The sequence below is a fragment of the Bacteroides propionicigenes genome, assembly GCF_018390535.1.
In the GTDB taxonomy this organism is placed as follows: Bacteria; Bacteroidota; Bacteroidia; order Bacteroidales; family Bacteroidaceae; genus Bacteroides; species Bacteroides propionicigenes.
In genome coordinates this window covers 35,634-49,546 of the sequence record NZ_JAHBBW010000009.1, presented here as the reverse complement: position 1 = coordinate 49,546, position 13,913 = coordinate 35,634, and the positions used below count along the sequence as shown (strand labels likewise).

16 protein-coding genes and 1 tRNA gene are annotated in these 13,913 nt (G+C 47.2%); 6 read left to right on the top strand and 11 right to left on the bottom strand.

Annotated features, from left to right (window positions below; genetic code table 11):
• Window positions 1-27 precede the first annotated feature (27 nt).
• Genes traN through KG118_RS11700 form a run of 4 tightly spaced genes read left to right on the top strand, consistent with a single transcriptional unit; the run spans window position 28 to window position 2,353 of the window.
• A complete protein-coding gene (gene traN, locus KG118_RS11715) occupies window positions 28-963 on the top strand; it encodes a conjugative transposon protein TraN (RefSeq protein ID WP_007754128.1) in 936 nt (311 codons plus the stop codon).
• 3 nt (window positions 964-966) lie between these two features.
• Window positions 967-1,548, top strand: a complete 582-nt coding sequence (locus KG118_RS11710; RefSeq protein ID WP_007754126.1) for a conjugal transfer protein TraO — start codon at window positions 967-969, stop codon at window positions 1,546-1,548.
• Between the two features lie 13 nt (window positions 1,549-1,561).
• Window positions 1,562-2,020 carry a DUF3872 domain-containing protein gene (locus KG118_RS11705; RefSeq protein WP_007754124.1) on the top strand — a complete coding sequence of 153 codons (459 nt, stop codon included), beginning with the start codon at window positions 1,562-1,564 and terminating at the stop codon, window positions 2,018-2,020.
• A gap of 12 nt (window positions 2,021-2,032) precedes the next feature.
• Complete coding sequence (locus tag KG118_RS11700) at window positions 2,033-2,353, top strand: hypothetical protein (RefSeq protein ID WP_007754121.1); 321 nt, start codon at window positions 2,033-2,035, stop codon at window positions 2,351-2,353.
• A 203-nt stretch (window positions 2,354-2,556) separates the two neighbouring features.
• On the opposite strand, the gene KG118_RS11695 is transcribed toward KG118_RS11700, so the two are convergent.
• From KG118_RS11695 to KG118_RS11665, 7 genes are all read right to left on the bottom strand, one after another.
• Window positions 2,557-3,039: a DUF7258 domain-containing protein gene (locus KG118_RS11695; protein WP_028728958.1), complete on the bottom strand. Its 483-nt coding sequence runs from the start codon at window positions 3,037-3,039 to the stop codon at window positions 2,557-2,559.
• 11 nt (window positions 3,040-3,050) lie between these two features.
• Window positions 3,051-3,272 (bottom strand): DUF3873 domain-containing protein, encoded by a 222-nt coding sequence (locus KG118_RS11690; RefSeq protein WP_007754116.1) that lies wholly within the window; start codon window positions 3,270-3,272, stop codon window positions 3,051-3,053.
• A 22-nt stretch (window positions 3,273-3,294) separates the two neighbouring features.
• A complete protein-coding gene (locus tag KG118_RS11685) occupies window positions 3,295-3,507 on the bottom strand; it encodes a hypothetical protein (protein ID WP_007754115.1) in 213 nt (70 codons plus the stop codon).
• Window positions 3,508-3,559: 52 nt separating this feature from the next.
• Entirely contained in the window at window positions 3,560-4,093 is a 534-nt protein-coding gene (locus KG118_RS11680) for an antirestriction protein ArdA (protein WP_007754113.1), read from the bottom strand.
• A 634-nt stretch (window positions 4,094-4,727) separates the two neighbouring features.
• Complete coding sequence (locus KG118_RS11675; protein WP_007478213.1) at window positions 4,728-5,258, bottom strand: ORF6N domain-containing protein; 531 nt, start codon at window positions 5,256-5,258, stop codon at window positions 4,728-4,730.
• 84 nt (window positions 5,259-5,342) lie between these two features.
• On the bottom strand, window positions 5,343-6,572 hold the full coding sequence (locus KG118_RS11670) for a site-specific integrase (protein ID WP_007478215.1): 1,230 nt from the start codon (window positions 6,570-6,572) through the stop codon (window positions 5,343-5,345).
• A 273-nt stretch (window positions 6,573-6,845) separates the two neighbouring features.
• Window positions 6,846-6,930: transfer RNA gene (locus tag KG118_RS11665), tRNA-Ser, on the bottom strand.
• Window positions 6,931-7,045: 115 nt separating this feature from the next.
• Here KG118_RS11665 and KG118_RS11660 point away from each other — a divergent pair.
• Together KG118_RS11660 and KG118_RS11655 are read left to right on the top strand one after the other, a co-directional pair.
• Window positions 7,046-9,580, top strand: coding sequence for an endonuclease MutS2 (locus KG118_RS11660; RefSeq protein ID WP_213388473.1), 2,535 nt, complete (start codon window positions 7,046-7,048; stop codon window positions 9,578-9,580).
• A gap of 62 nt (window positions 9,581-9,642) precedes the next feature.
• Complete coding sequence (locus tag KG118_RS11655) at window positions 9,643-10,854, top strand: L-serine ammonia-lyase (RefSeq protein ID WP_117712837.1); 1,212 nt, start codon at window positions 9,643-9,645, stop codon at window positions 10,852-10,854.
• 2 nt (window positions 10,855-10,856) lie between these two features.
• On the opposite strand, the gene KG118_RS11650 is transcribed toward KG118_RS11655, so the two are convergent.
• The 4 genes from KG118_RS11650 to KG118_RS11635 form a co-directional block, all read right to left on the bottom strand.
• Entirely contained in the window at window positions 10,857-11,345 is a 489-nt protein-coding gene (locus KG118_RS11650) for a PepSY-like domain-containing protein (RefSeq protein ID WP_213388471.1), read from the bottom strand.
• A gap of 40 nt (window positions 11,346-11,385) precedes the next feature.
• Window positions 11,386-11,826 carry a PepSY-like domain-containing protein gene (locus tag KG118_RS11645; RefSeq protein WP_117712859.1) on the bottom strand — a complete coding sequence of 147 codons (441 nt, stop codon included), beginning with the start codon at window positions 11,824-11,826 and terminating at the stop codon, window positions 11,386-11,388.
• Window positions 11,827-11,919: 93 nt separating this feature from the next.
• Window positions 11,920-13,209, bottom strand: a complete 1,290-nt coding sequence (locus tag KG118_RS11640; RefSeq protein WP_117712839.1) for a sensor histidine kinase — start codon at window positions 13,207-13,209, stop codon at window positions 11,920-11,922.
• Window positions 13,206-13,883 carry a response regulator transcription factor gene (locus KG118_RS11635; protein WP_117712840.1) on the bottom strand — a complete coding sequence of 226 codons (678 nt, stop codon included), beginning with the start codon at window positions 13,881-13,883 and terminating at the stop codon, window positions 13,206-13,208. Before KG118_RS11635 ends, KG118_RS11640 begins: the two co-directional genes overlap by 4 nt.
• Window positions 13,884-13,913: the final 30 nt, after the last annotated feature.

Here is a 13,913-nt window from a genome sequence, read left to right as displayed (position 1 = left end):
TATCAACCGTTAAAATTTCAATTAGCAATGAAACAGATTTTTGTAATGTTCGCCCTCTTGCTGGGCGTGTGTGCGGCAAACGCACAAACCACTGACACCGTGAAGTATGCGGCTGGCAACGACTTGTACCGGGGGATTACCCGGAAACTCCCGTACCGCCAAATGGTTACGCCCTACGGCGTGGAAGTGACCTTTGCCAAGACGGTGCATATCATCTTCCCCGCCGCCGTCCGCTATGTCGATTTGGGAAGCAACCATATCATAGCGGGCAAGGCGGACGGTGCGGAGAACGTAATCAGGGTGAAAGCCACGACAGAGGGCTTTCCGGGAGAAACGAACTTCTCCGTTATCTGCGAGGACGGCAGTTTCTTTTCGTTCAACGCCAAGTACGCCCGTGAACCGGAAATGCTCAACATCGAAATGAAAGACTTCTTGGAGAATGAAGATACGTCCGACTTCTCACATACCCGGATGAACATCTATTTCCGGGAACTGGGGAATGAAAGCCCGCTATTGGTGAAACTGATAATGCAGAGCATCTACAAGAACAATGACCGGAAAGTGCGCCACTTGGGTAGCAAGCGTTTCGGCATACAGTTCTTAATCAAGGGGATTTACACCTATAACGGGATGCTCTATGTACACACGCAGACAAAGAACAGTTCCAACGTGCCTTTCGATACCGACTTCATCAAGTTTAAGATAACCGATAAGAAAGTACCCAAGCGCACGGCTATTCAGGAAACGGTGCTGGATGCGGTACGTAGCTACAACGAGGTGATAGAGATTGCAGGAAAAAGTACCGTGCGCACGGTGTACGCCCTGCCGAAGTTCACCATTCCTGACGACAAGCTGCTGGTCGTGGAACTCTACGAGAAGAACGGCGGGCGGCATCAGACCATACGGGTGGAGAACGCCGACATCGTGAACGCAGAAGTGATTGACGAACTAAAAATCAAATAGGGAATGAAAAGACACATCTTTATAATGATGCTCTTTGCGCTGTGCCTGACCTCGTTTCAGGCACATGCGCAAAGATACCTGCCGGGCATGAAAGGCTTGCAAGTCACGGCGGGCATGGCGGACGGGGTGCATTGGAACTCCGACACGGATTTTGCCTACCACATCGGGGCGGCGTACAGCGTTTACACCAAGAACGCCAACCGCTGGGTGATTGGCGGCGAATACCTGCACAAGAAGTATGACTACAAGGATATGCAGATACCCGTAGAACAGTTCACCGCAGAGGGCGGCTATTACCTGAAATTCCTATCGGACAGGCGAAAGACTTTTTTCCTTTCATTGGGATTGTCGGCTCTCGCCGGGTACGAAACAAGCAACCGAAGCGAAAAGCTGCTGCCGGACGGCTCTACCTTGCTGGATAAGGATTGCTTCATCTACGGCGGTGCGCTGACGCTGGAACTGGAAGCCTACCTGACCGACCGGATAGCCTTGCTTGTCAGTGCAAGGGAACGGGCGTTGTTCGGCTCGGACATAGGCAAGTTCCACACGCAGGTATCTTTGGGACTGAAATTCATTATCAACTGACCGCTATATAATAATGTATATGAAGAATGTAATGTATAAAATCATCATGGGCTGCTACATCGTGGCCGCCCTCGTGCTTGTCACCGCCTGTAATGACAACTTGGATATTCAGCAGGCGTACCCGTTCAGCATCGAAACACTGCCAGTACCCAAAAGGCTGAAAGTCGGGGAAACCGCCGAAATACGCTGCCGACTGGTGCGTGGCGGCTATTACCAGCCGACTACCTATCAGATAAGGTATTTCCAGCCGGACGGCAAAGGGAAGCTGGAAATGGATAACGGCACGGTGTTCCTGCCCAATGACCTCTACCCGCTGGAGAAAGAAACGTTCTGGCTCTACTACACCTCGGCATCGACCGACCAGCAGACGATTGACATTTATATCATCGACAGCTTCGGGCAGATGCAGCAACTTACACTATCATTTAATAATGACAACAGCGAAGAAGAAACGGAAACAATAACCCCCTAATAATAAAACGACATGGTAAAAATAGAATTGGATATAGAAGGCATCTCGTGGTACATAGAAACCACGTTGGAAACAGATACAGTTCCGGCAGTAGGTGACATCATCATTATGGACAAGGACTGTATTTCCGAACGTGACAGTGCTGAATTATGGAAAACGCCGTCCAATCAGGTTTTCAAATGGGCGGACGAAGAAGATGATGCGCCTGTAATGGAATGGTTCGATTGCGACACGGAAATGCTTGTCAATAAACGGACATGGAAATATGACATCGAGGAAGAAGAAACCGTGTGCATACTTGGTGTAAAATTTATTCACTATGAGGATTTATAGTTGCGACATTCGTTTTTATCATCCTCTTGGGAAACCGGGTATGGAATGATACGCAAAGCGTAAATATCGGGCAGACATCCCGCCGGGAAGCATCGGCGGGATGTTTCCATGATAGGGAAAACGAAAGGCTTCTTTGTTACTTTCTTCACCCGCTGGCAGGCTCACGGAAGAAAGTAACGGCGGCAAGCAGCCGCCGTTTTCTATCAACTGGTTTTAAGGCTCTTTATGGACGTGTATTTCTCTAACCACACCTTTACCTGCTCCATGTTATATTCGCCCGTGATGATTGCCGTATGGTCGTCTATAGCTACAAACCGGACACTTTCATAGCTGTTTACCCAGCCTTGCAGGGAACAGACACCCCACGTTGCAACATCTTCAAAAACACTGCGGTCTATCCGGCTGATTGGTTCGCCGAAAACTACCGTCATTATCTGAAAGTCCGGTTTATCCTCCAACAGTTGCAAATGGTGCAGCGTGCCGAACTCGTCTATTTTGCGCCCCCACGCCCACACATCATTATACAAATCATCGCCCCACTGGTGCGGGTGGTCGAAACGGACTTTTACCTCTATGGTGTGTTCGTTTTCTTCTGTGTCCTCGATAACGCCCGTTACCATTAAGCCCGTAAAAATGCACTCGCAACGCCTGCCGATAAGCTCCTTGTTTACTTCTGTTGTTTTCATGTCCCTAAAATTTACTTGTTTATTACTCCGTTCTTCTTCGCTATCCATTCGTCACGCCTGCGGCGGCACTCGTCCAGCGTTTTGGCTACCGTGCTGAAAAGTTCGCCGTCCGTGTGGCGGTAGTCATATTGATAATAAATTTGTCCCCTGAAAGCCCCTAAACAGCATTTCACGAACTTTTCTTCTCCCGGTGTTTGGGTAATGCTTACCCCGTTTTTGTTAAGTGACTGCATGATGTTCTATTTTTTTTAATGGTTATAATATCAGTAAAGAAAGCAACAGCAGGAAAAGCAGAGCCACGCCCAGCGCATAAAGGGCTGAAAGGCAGACCCGGAGCAGGAAACGGGCGGCACAAAACACGATATACGCCGTTATCGCCGTGCCTGCTCCGGCTACGCTGGTAAACCGCCATGCAAGGCAGAGCAGCAACACCCGCCAAAGGATTTTATAAATGCTTTTCCGTTTCATCGCTTGGTCGTTTTTAACGGGCAGGGCTTTGACACCCCGCCCGGATTGGTTGTTATGCCGCACGGAACACAAAACCGTCATCAAACCAGTAATCGCACATAAAAAGGTCACGGGCGAACTTTTCATAATCGAAATAGGTCTTTGCGAACTCCGGCAGGTCGTAGCATTCCTCGATAATTTCATAGGCGAAATCTTCTTCATCGTCATATTGACCCAGATACTCGTCCCGGAAATCACGTACAAGGTCGTCCGCATCTTCCTCGCCCAAATCATGGCTTTTATAGTTGCACCACACGAAAAAGGCTTCCTGCTCGGTGTCGCTCAAATCCTCCACCGCATCACGCAGGGCGAAGAAGTTTTCAGAAATCCAGCTTTCGCCGATTAAGCCCTCCGGCACGTTCTCCCAGTCCTGAAACATGTATTCCGCATCTTCCTCGTCCTTGTGAAGTTCCCGGCAGGCTTCATAAAATTCTTCCTTGTCCGAATAGTCCGAAAGGTCGAGCCATGCGCCGGACAATGAACCGTTGTTGTACTTGGCATAAGTGCCTACATAAACTTTTGCTTCCGATAATACCTTTGCTTCCATATTGCTGTAATTTTTTAAGTTTTTAATTTTATGCGGATTTGAGAGGTGAGGGAGTTGAAGTTTCACTGAATTTTTTTCCTGTTTCCCGTAAATCCGACTTTTTTTTTATGCGTCTTCCGGTCGGGTCGGTCGTTTTCGTTTCACATAGGCGTAAAAGGGTAGTGTTTAGAGTTTGCAAGGTTTTGGGCAAAAAATACCTCGCAAGGCAGGGAAGATTTTTTCGCCAAACCGGAACGGCTCGACCTTGCAAAATCGTGAAGAACACGTAACTACCTTTGCCTATTGAAATGATTAAAACGACTGTCCCGGCTGGGGGACTGCGTAAGAGGAAGATTTACAAATAGGGAAACTGGGGAAAAGTGCCTGTTCTCTTTCATCTTTTAGGGAACACTCCATGCGGGCGGGAAAGGCAAGGGTGTTGTGAGCTTGCTTGCAATACGCTTGTGCGGGTTTCCAACGGCTCTTTTCACGAAATACAGTCAGCCATGCCACGCACGGCTGGCGTTTCGGGAAATGTGCCAGTTGGAAAAGGATATAAAAAATGCGGGTAGTCGGTAGACTGCCCGCAAGGTGGAAGAATGTACAATGCTGGGATATAGGTTATTAAGTGGAATTTCGTTACCGAAATCGTTACCTATTCGTTCTTGCCACGGTTATAGGTAACGAAACCTACCGGACGGCGTTCTTTCTGTTGTTTCGACTGGCTCAAAAGCTGGGTAAGGACTTGGTACAGTTCGTTGAACTGCGCATCGGTGCTTACCTCCAGTTCCTCGATGCGCCTTGACAGTTCCTCGTAACCGATTGCCATTTGGCGCATGAGGACAAAAGCCCGCATGATTGAAATGTTTACTTCTATGGCTACTTTGGAGCGGAGAACCGAAGAAAGCATGGCTACGCCCTGCTCGGTGAAAGCCATAGGCATAGCAACGCCGAAGTTGTAAGCAGGGGGTATCACATTTTGTGATACCCCTGTGGATAACAGCAAGTTAGCTTCCTCTTGGGTGAGTACAAACATAAAATCACCCGGAAAACGCTCGATATTGCGCTTGACCGCCTGCTTCAAGGCTCGTGTTTCCACTTGGTAGAGTTCTGCCAAATGATAATCGAGCATCACCCGGCAACTTCTGACCTCAAAAATCTTGTTTTGGATAATCTGCAAATCCATAATCGTATATTTTAGGAGATTTAGCAATGTTGGAATAATAGTAAGGACTGGTCACAAATTGTGACCAGTTCCATATAATCAAGATTACATGGCAACTTCCTTGTAAATCTTCTCAATGCCGACAAACTTCTTGTCAAGCCCCTGCATATCGCTGCCTATCTTGCTGTTGGTGATGCGGGCGTAGATTTGCGTAGTTTCTATGTTTGTGTGTCCCAGCATCTTGGACACCGTTTCAATGGGTACGCCCTTTGACAGCGTGGTGGTCGTGGCGAACGTGTGCCGGGCAAGGTGGAATGTCAGGTTCTTTTTAATACCGCATATATCGGCAATCTCTTTCAAGTAGGCGTTTAGCTTCTGATTGCTGATTACGGGAAGTATCTTGCCGTCCGGCAACTTGCCCTTGTACTTCTTCAAAATCATCTTGGGAATATCCAGCAGGGGGACATTCACGTCCGTGTTGGTCTTTACCCGCTTGGTGATTATCCAAAGGTTGCCGTCAAAAGACTTTTGGATATTCTCCTGCCGCAAATTGGCGACATCGCTGTATGCCAGACCGCAGAAACAGGAAAAGACGAACAAGTCCCTGACGTGTTCCAGCCGTTCGGAAACCATTTTCTTTTTAAGGATAATTTTAATCTCGTCCTCTGTCAGATAACCCCTGTCCACTTTTTCCAGCCGGATTTTGTAGCTGGCGAAAGGGTCGCCCACCAGTATGCCGTTGTTACGGGCGATGATGATGATACGCTTGAAGAACTGCATGAACTTGGCGGTGGTGTTGTAGCCGCACTTGCAGGCGGTACGCAAATACAACTCAAAATCGGTAATGAACATCGGGCTTATCTCCTTTATGGATATGTCCGATACGTTGTACTTGCTTTGGATAAATTCAGCGAGGTGGCGGCGGGTCACTTCATACTTGCGGTAGGTCGCTATCGTCTTGGATATGCCTACAAGCTGCTTCACATCGTCATTGTGCTTTTGGAACAATGAAAGGATTGTTTCGTGGCTCTCGCTGTGTCCCAAGAACTCGTTTTTCACTTTCTCGGCGGTCACGTAATTGTCACGCCGCTGCATTTCGTGGTAAATGGTATTCAGGGAAGAACGTATGTCGTCCAAAAGGGCGTTTATCCTCCCGGCATCCCTGCCTTTGGCTTTGCCCGCAGTAATGCTCCAGTTGTCGGGCTGGATGCTCTGTTTCGTACTGAACTGGCAAAGTTTGCCGTCTATGGTGATGCGTGCCATAATCATAACCTCGCCGTTTTTCTTTTCAGAACCTTTCTTCAAATAAAAAAGAACCTTGAATGTCGATTTCATAACTCACTTTTTTTAGTTGCAAAATTAATTTTTACCTCTCGTTTTCGAGTTATGCAGACTATGGACTAATCAAGTCATTATCAGGTCATTTATGGACAAATCGTTACCGTTTTTGTCCGGCGGGGAATAGGTAACGATTTAGTAACGAAACTTTGTCTTTTACCGTACTTTTGAAGTCTTGGAAGCAGGACTTTCGGGCAATAAAAAAAGCCACAAATCATTGATTTGTAGCTTTTTGTCCGTTTGCTGACCATTTCTGTCCAGCACGTTCAGCGGAGAGACAGGGATTCGAACCCCGGGTGCCTCGCAGCACAACGGTTTTCAAGACCGCCGCAATCGACCACTCTGCCACCTCTCCAAAACTTCCTATTCAAGAAGTGCTTTTCTTCTAAAGCGGTGCAAAGGTACAAATCATTTTTAATTCTGCAAACATACTTCCTGTTTTTTCATGAATTAATTGTACTTTTGCATCCATGATATACCCACAGAACTTTGAACAGAAGATAGGTTTCGACCAAATACGCCAGCTGCTAAGAGAGAAGTGCCTCAGTACGCTTGGCGAAGAGCGAGTGACAGACATGGCATTCTCCGACCGTTTTGGTGAAGTGGAAGAGCGTCTGGATCAAGTTACAGAATTTGTACGCATACTTCAGGAAGAAGACAATTTTCCCGCACAATATTTTTTCGATGTACGTCCATCCCTGAAACGAATACGGGTGGAGGGTATGTATCTGGACGAGCAGGAACTTTTCGATCTCCGCCGCTCATTAGAGACGATACGTGACATAGTACATTTCCTTCAAAAAAACGAAGATGAGGAAGACGACCCATCTCCCTACCCTTGCCTCAAACGACTGGCGGGAGACATAACCGTATTCCCGCAACTTATCGGAAAAATAAACGGCATTCTCTCCCCCTACGGAAAAATAAAAGACAACGCATCGGCAGAACTGGCACGTATCCGCCGGGAATTGGCAAGCACAATGGGAAACATTTCGCGTTCATTGAACAGTATCTTGCGCAATGCACAGTCTGAAGGGGTTGTAGATAAGGACGTAACTCCCACAATGCGCGACGGACGACTGGTTATTCCCGTAGTGCCGGCCTTGAAACGGAAAATAAAAGGTATTGTACACGATGAATCTGCCAGCGGAAAAACCGTATTCATCGAACCTGCCGAAGTGGTGGAAGCCAACAACCGCATCCGCGAGCTGGAAGGAGACGAACGACGGGAGATTATCCGTATACTAATGGAGTTTTCCAATCTGTTGCGACCATCTATTCCCGATGTCTTGCTATCCTATGAATTTCTTGCTGAAATAGATTTCATACGTGCCAAAGCATTATTTTCCGAACAAATCACCGGGCTGAAACCCGCTTTCGAAAACAAACAGGTTTTAGACTGGACAATGGCTGTCCATCCGCTGCTGCAACTCTCCCTTGCCAAACATGGCAAAAAGGTAGTACCGCTGGATATAGAGCTGAACGGACAGCAACGCATCCTCATCATTTCCGGTCCTAATGCCGGCGGCAAGTCTGTCTGCCTGAAAACCGTAGGATTGCTGCAATATATGTTGCAATGCGGCTTGCTCATCCCGATGCACGAGCGCAGCCATGCCGGCATATTCAGCAATATATTCATTGACATCGGCGATGAACAATCCATCGAAGACGACCTGAGTACCTACTCTTCGCATCTGACGAACATGAAGATAATGATGAAGAACTGCAACGAACGCAGCCTCATCCTGATTGACGAGTTTGGCGGCGGTACGGAACCCCAGATTGGCGGAGCGATAGCCGAAGCAGTACTGAAGCGTTTCAACCAAAAGCAGACGTTCGGTGTTATTACTACACACTACCAGAATCTGAAGCATTTTGCCGAAGATCACGAAGGGGTAGTAAATGGTGCCATGCTATACGACCGCCACTTGATGCAGGCTTTATTCCAACTCCAGATAGGTAATCCGGGCAGTTCATTCGCCGTAGAGATTGCCCGCAAAATCGGATTACCGGAAGATGTAATCGCCGATGCCTCGGAGATTGTAGGCAGCGAGTACATCAATGCCGACAAATACCTGCAAGACATCGTACGCGACAAACGATACTGGGAAGGCAAACGCCAGACTATCCGGCAGCGTGAAAAGCATATGGAAGAAACCATCGCCCGATACCAGACGGAGATAGAAGAATTACAGAAATCCCGCAAGGAGATTTTGCGAAAAGCCAAAGAAGAAGCCGAGCAACTGATGCAAGAAGCCAATGCCCGCATCGAGAATACTATTCGTACCATAAAAGAGGTGCAAGCAGAAAAAGAAAAGACACGTCAGGTACGCCAGGAACTGAATGATTTCCGCGAATCAATGGACGCTCTTGCCGCTAAGGAACAGGAAGAGAAGATTGCCCGCAAAATAGAAAAGCTGAAAGAAAAGCAGAACCGGAAAAAGGAAAAGAAAGCCGATAAAGGACAGGAAAATACACTGTCCGCCCAGGCATTGGCAGAGCAACAGGCGCGAAAAGAAGCCGAACGCCTGGCAGCAATCGTACCCGGCAGCAATGTCAAGATAAAAGGGCAAACTTCGGTAGGTGAAGTGTTGGAGATAAACGGAAAGAATGCCACCGTTGCTTTCGGCAGCATCAAAACCACCGTCAAGCTGGACAGGCTGGAGCGGACAAACGCACAGCCCAAGCAAGCAGACGTCTCTGCCAAAAGTACCTACATCAGTTCGCAAACCCAAGACAGTATGTACGAAAAGAAGCTGAACTTCAAACAAGATATAGACGTACGCGGTATGCGTGGAGATGAGGCCTTACAAGCGGTTACCTATTTCATAGACGATGCCATACTGGTGGGAATGTCCCGCGTACGCATCCTTCATGGCACAGGTACAGGCATCCTTCGTACCCTCATCCGCCAATATCTGCAAACTGTACCCGGTGTAAGCCGCTTTGCCGACGAACATATACAGTTTGGCGGAGCGGGAATTACGGTTGTAGATTTGAGTTAGTTGAGAATTAAGAAACAGAAGACAGAAAATAGAGACTAATAATCCGATAACTAAGTACTAAAATGAAATCAATCAAAGAACTCTATCGCATTGGCACTGGTCCTTCAAGTAGCCACACAATGGGGCCTCGTAAAGCTGCCGAAATATTTCTGGCAAGACATCCGGAAGCTGCGGCATTCAAAGTAACGCTGTACGGCAGTCTGGCCGCAACAGGCAAAGGTCACATGACCAACATCGCCATAACCGAAGTCCTGCAACCGGTAGCACCGGTAGAGATTATTTGGGAGCCTAAGATTTTCCTCCCCTTCCACCCCAACGGAATGAAGTTTGTTTCGATGGATAAAGAAGGGAGAGACACCGACCAATGGACGGTTTTCAGTATTGGCGGCGGCGCTTTGGCAGAAGAGAACGACGGAGCATCTTCGGTCAATACTCCCGATGTATATTCCATGAACAGTATGACGGAAATTCTGCAATGGTGTGAGCGTACAGGCAAAAGTTATTGGGAATATGTCAAGGAGTGTGAGGACAGCGACATATGGGATTACCTGCAAGAAGTGTGGAAAACCATGCAGGATGCCGTAAAACGAGGGCTGGAGCAAGAAGGTGTATTACCCGGTCCGCTGAACTTGCGCCGCAAGGCCTCAACCTATTACATACGAGCCAGCGGCTACAAGCAGTCTTTGCAATCCCGCGGACTGGTTTTTGCCTATGCTTTGGCGGTAAGTGAGGAAAATGCTTCAGGAGGTATCATTGTCACAGCTCCCACATGCGGTTCTTGCGGTGTTATGCCCGCTGTACTTTATCATCTGTCCAAAAGTCGTGAATTTAGCGACACGCGTATCTTACGAGCCCTTGCCACAGCCGGATTAGTAGGAAATATAGTAAAAACCAATGCTTCCATTTCGGGGGCGGAAGTTGGCTGTCAGGGTGAAGTCGGCGTAGCCTGCGCCATGGCCTCCGCAGCCGCCAACCAATTGTTTGGCGGTAGTCCTGCACAAATAGAGTATGCAGCTGAAATGGGTCTGGAACATCATTTGGGAATGACCTGTGACCCTGTATGCGGTCTGGTACAGATTCCATGCATAGAAAGAAATGCCTACGCCGCCGCACGTGCCCTCGATGCCAACCTCTACTCCTCTTTCACCGACGGTATGCACCGTGTATCTTTCGACAAAGTAGTGGAGGTGATGAAAGAAACCGGAAATGACCTGCCTTCACTGTACAAGGAAACCAGTGAAGGAGGATTAGCTAAGGATTATAAGCCGATGTAAAGTTACGGCCAATGCGTATCATCTTTATCTCCACTGACATCCTTTTGGTCCAATAGGTTACCGCTTTGGTCATAGAACAATTGGTATTCCATATTGCCTTTTTCCACTTCGATGACGTACTGTACAGGCTCCACCGGATATTCCAGCATATCAATATCCTCCCGTTTCCAGTTGGCATATTCTCCGGTATTGAAGGCAGTCTGTACAGCAGCCGGCAAACCCTCCCAAGAAATGTTTACTTCGGTCAATTGCCAGACAGCCTGAGTATCAAACCACACGTCCATTTCCCTACCATCCATCCAACAGTCGGCTACAAAGAAATTACCTTTCCGCTCCCATTCAACGTCCGTAGCAGCCGGATATTTCTCCTTAAACGCTTTAGATATCGCATCCGGGGCAGTTATATTGTCATTCTTATCATCATCGCTGCATGCGCTGAAAACCATTGCGGCAATAAACAACATCGCTAACATTTGAATTTTCATTTTCATACCTTACTGTAATTTTAAAGTTATACATTTAATGTAACAATCAATCATCCATGCTGACAAACTTTCCCTTACTGTTGAATTTCAACGAATAGTCATTGGCAAGTTCCACTTCCACTCCGCTACGGTCTCGTTCAATCTTTGTAATAATCTCTTGTGGAAAATTCTTTTTTACATATTCCTTCACAGATACCGGAATCAATGCTTCGGGTACGGCAGCCTTCTTGCAATCCACATCCGTCCAGTTACCGTTACTGTCAAAATCAATTTCTGTGCGGTCGGTCAATAATACCTCATACTTTTTAGATCCCAATATTCCGGTTTCAATCTTAATATGAGAAATTTGAGGTTTGGTAAAATACTGGTTGATAAAGTTACGGGCAGTCAAAGGCAGTTGCTTGGCATCACGTGTAATGACATCGCCTGCAAATGCAAACTGTACGGCTACAAGAGCCAACACAAGAATAGATAATACTTTTTTCATAATCGTTATTTTTTTAATGTTACTAAATTGTTTTGTATCATTCACACTGCAAATAACGACAGAGAAATAGGAAAGATTTGGGAATAATCGAAGTTAACTGTTATTTTTGTTTTCTTTAACAAGCAGGAAACAATGCATCCCTTCCTGCCATTCGTACGTAAGCCTCAAGGAAGAAATCCGGGCAATGGAGCGGGCTATGGCAAGTCCCAGCCCCGTAGAATCTTTCTTTCCGTCAATGCTGTGATAGAAACGGCGGAACAGTTTCTCACCGTCCAGCGATGTATCTCCCGTATTCTTTATAGCCAGCGAAGCCGGAGTAGTGAGTATCTGCAACTCTCCTCCATCCTCATTATGGAGCAATGCATTCTTCACCAGATTGGAAACCAGAATCTGAGCCAACGAATGATTACAACGGATAATAAAAGGATGTTCTCCCCGCTCACGCACCAAGCGCACTTGCTTATGCTCGTATATATCCATCAAGTCCGGCAGAAGATTATCCAGAATTTCATCTACCGACACATCTTCCAATTCCGTATACTGCCCGTTCTCTATACGTGACAGCAGCAACAGGGATTTATTCAGCTTCACAGCACGTCCCAAAGTAGAATAGATTTCATCCAGTTCTTTCATCTGCTGTTCAGTCAGATTATCATTTTCTGCCAGCAGTTCCACCTTGCCGCGTACTATGGCAAGCGGTGTCTGCAACTCATGCGAAGCGTTTTCTATGAACTGTTTTTGTTCCTCATAGGCCTTGTAGCTACGGTTGCCCATATCTACTGCAGCTTCGCTCAGCTGACGAAACTCACGTATTTTCGTAGGATTTTCCAACACCGGCACCTCCTTTCCGGGCTGAATATTGTGCAGCCAGTCCAGCAGCTTATGCAACGGACGGAATACTCCCTTCAATATCAGCTGAATACCGGCAGACGTACAAATAAGAAGAAGCAAGAACAAAGCTCCCAAATACCAAAGCACCGCCTCTACCATATCGTCCCGTTCCAAAATGGAAATCATCAGGGTCAGTTCGTAAAACTGACCGTCGGGCATACGAAAAGCCGTACGCATCACACGTACCGGTTCGTTCTCATCCTCAAGTTCGATATAAACAGTAGAATCATAAAAGACCTCCTGATAATGCTTCCCCTCTTCTTCAGAGATAGGCAGGAATTTATAAAAAGACATCAAAGAGCCTTCCGTTTCAAGAATAGAAGGGTCATGAAGCGCATGTTCCATCAATATCCCGGCATAATTCTCCAGCGTATCGTCCGTTTCGTCAACAACTTCATCAATAATGGCATAATAAAACAGTACGCCCCACACCGCCATTAACACAAATAGCAGTAAGGAAATTTTACGGTATGTGTAGTACACCAGTTTCATAGTTCGGACAGTTTATAGCCAAAACCGTAGACAGCCTTCAGTTCGACGGAAGCATCGGCCGATTTCAACTTCTTGCGCAGGTTTTTCACTTGCGAATAAATAAAGTCCAAAGAATCGGCTTGGTCAATATTGTCGCCCCACACCGACTCGGCAAGGCTCATTTTATTGATAACCCGGTTGGCATTCACCACGAAGTAATACAGCAAATCGAACTCCTTACGGTTCAGTTGCAGGGGAGCGCCGTCGACTTCCGCCTGCCGCTTGTCCGGATAGAGCAGCAGGTTACCTACGGTTACAGTCACATCGCCTTGCGTTTGGCGGCGGCGAATCAAAGACTTTATGCGGGCATTCAGTTCTGCCAGATGGAAAGGTTTTGTCAGATAATCGTCGGCTCCGAGTTCCAGTCCATCCACTTTATCATCCAGCGAATCTTTGGCGGAGATGATAAGCACACTGTCCGTACGGTGCAATCGCTTCAACTCGCGCAGCAAATCCAGGCCGCTTCCGCCGGGCAGCATAATGTCCAGCAGGATGCAGTCATAGTCATAGTCGTTTATCTTATCCAAAGCCGAAAAATAGTCGGCAGCCGTTTCTACGACAAACTTCTCTTTCAGGAGCGAAGTGCGGATCGTCTCCCGCAAATCTTGCTCATCTTCTACAATCAGGATTTTCATATCAGCAAAGAAACCTCACAAATCTGGAAT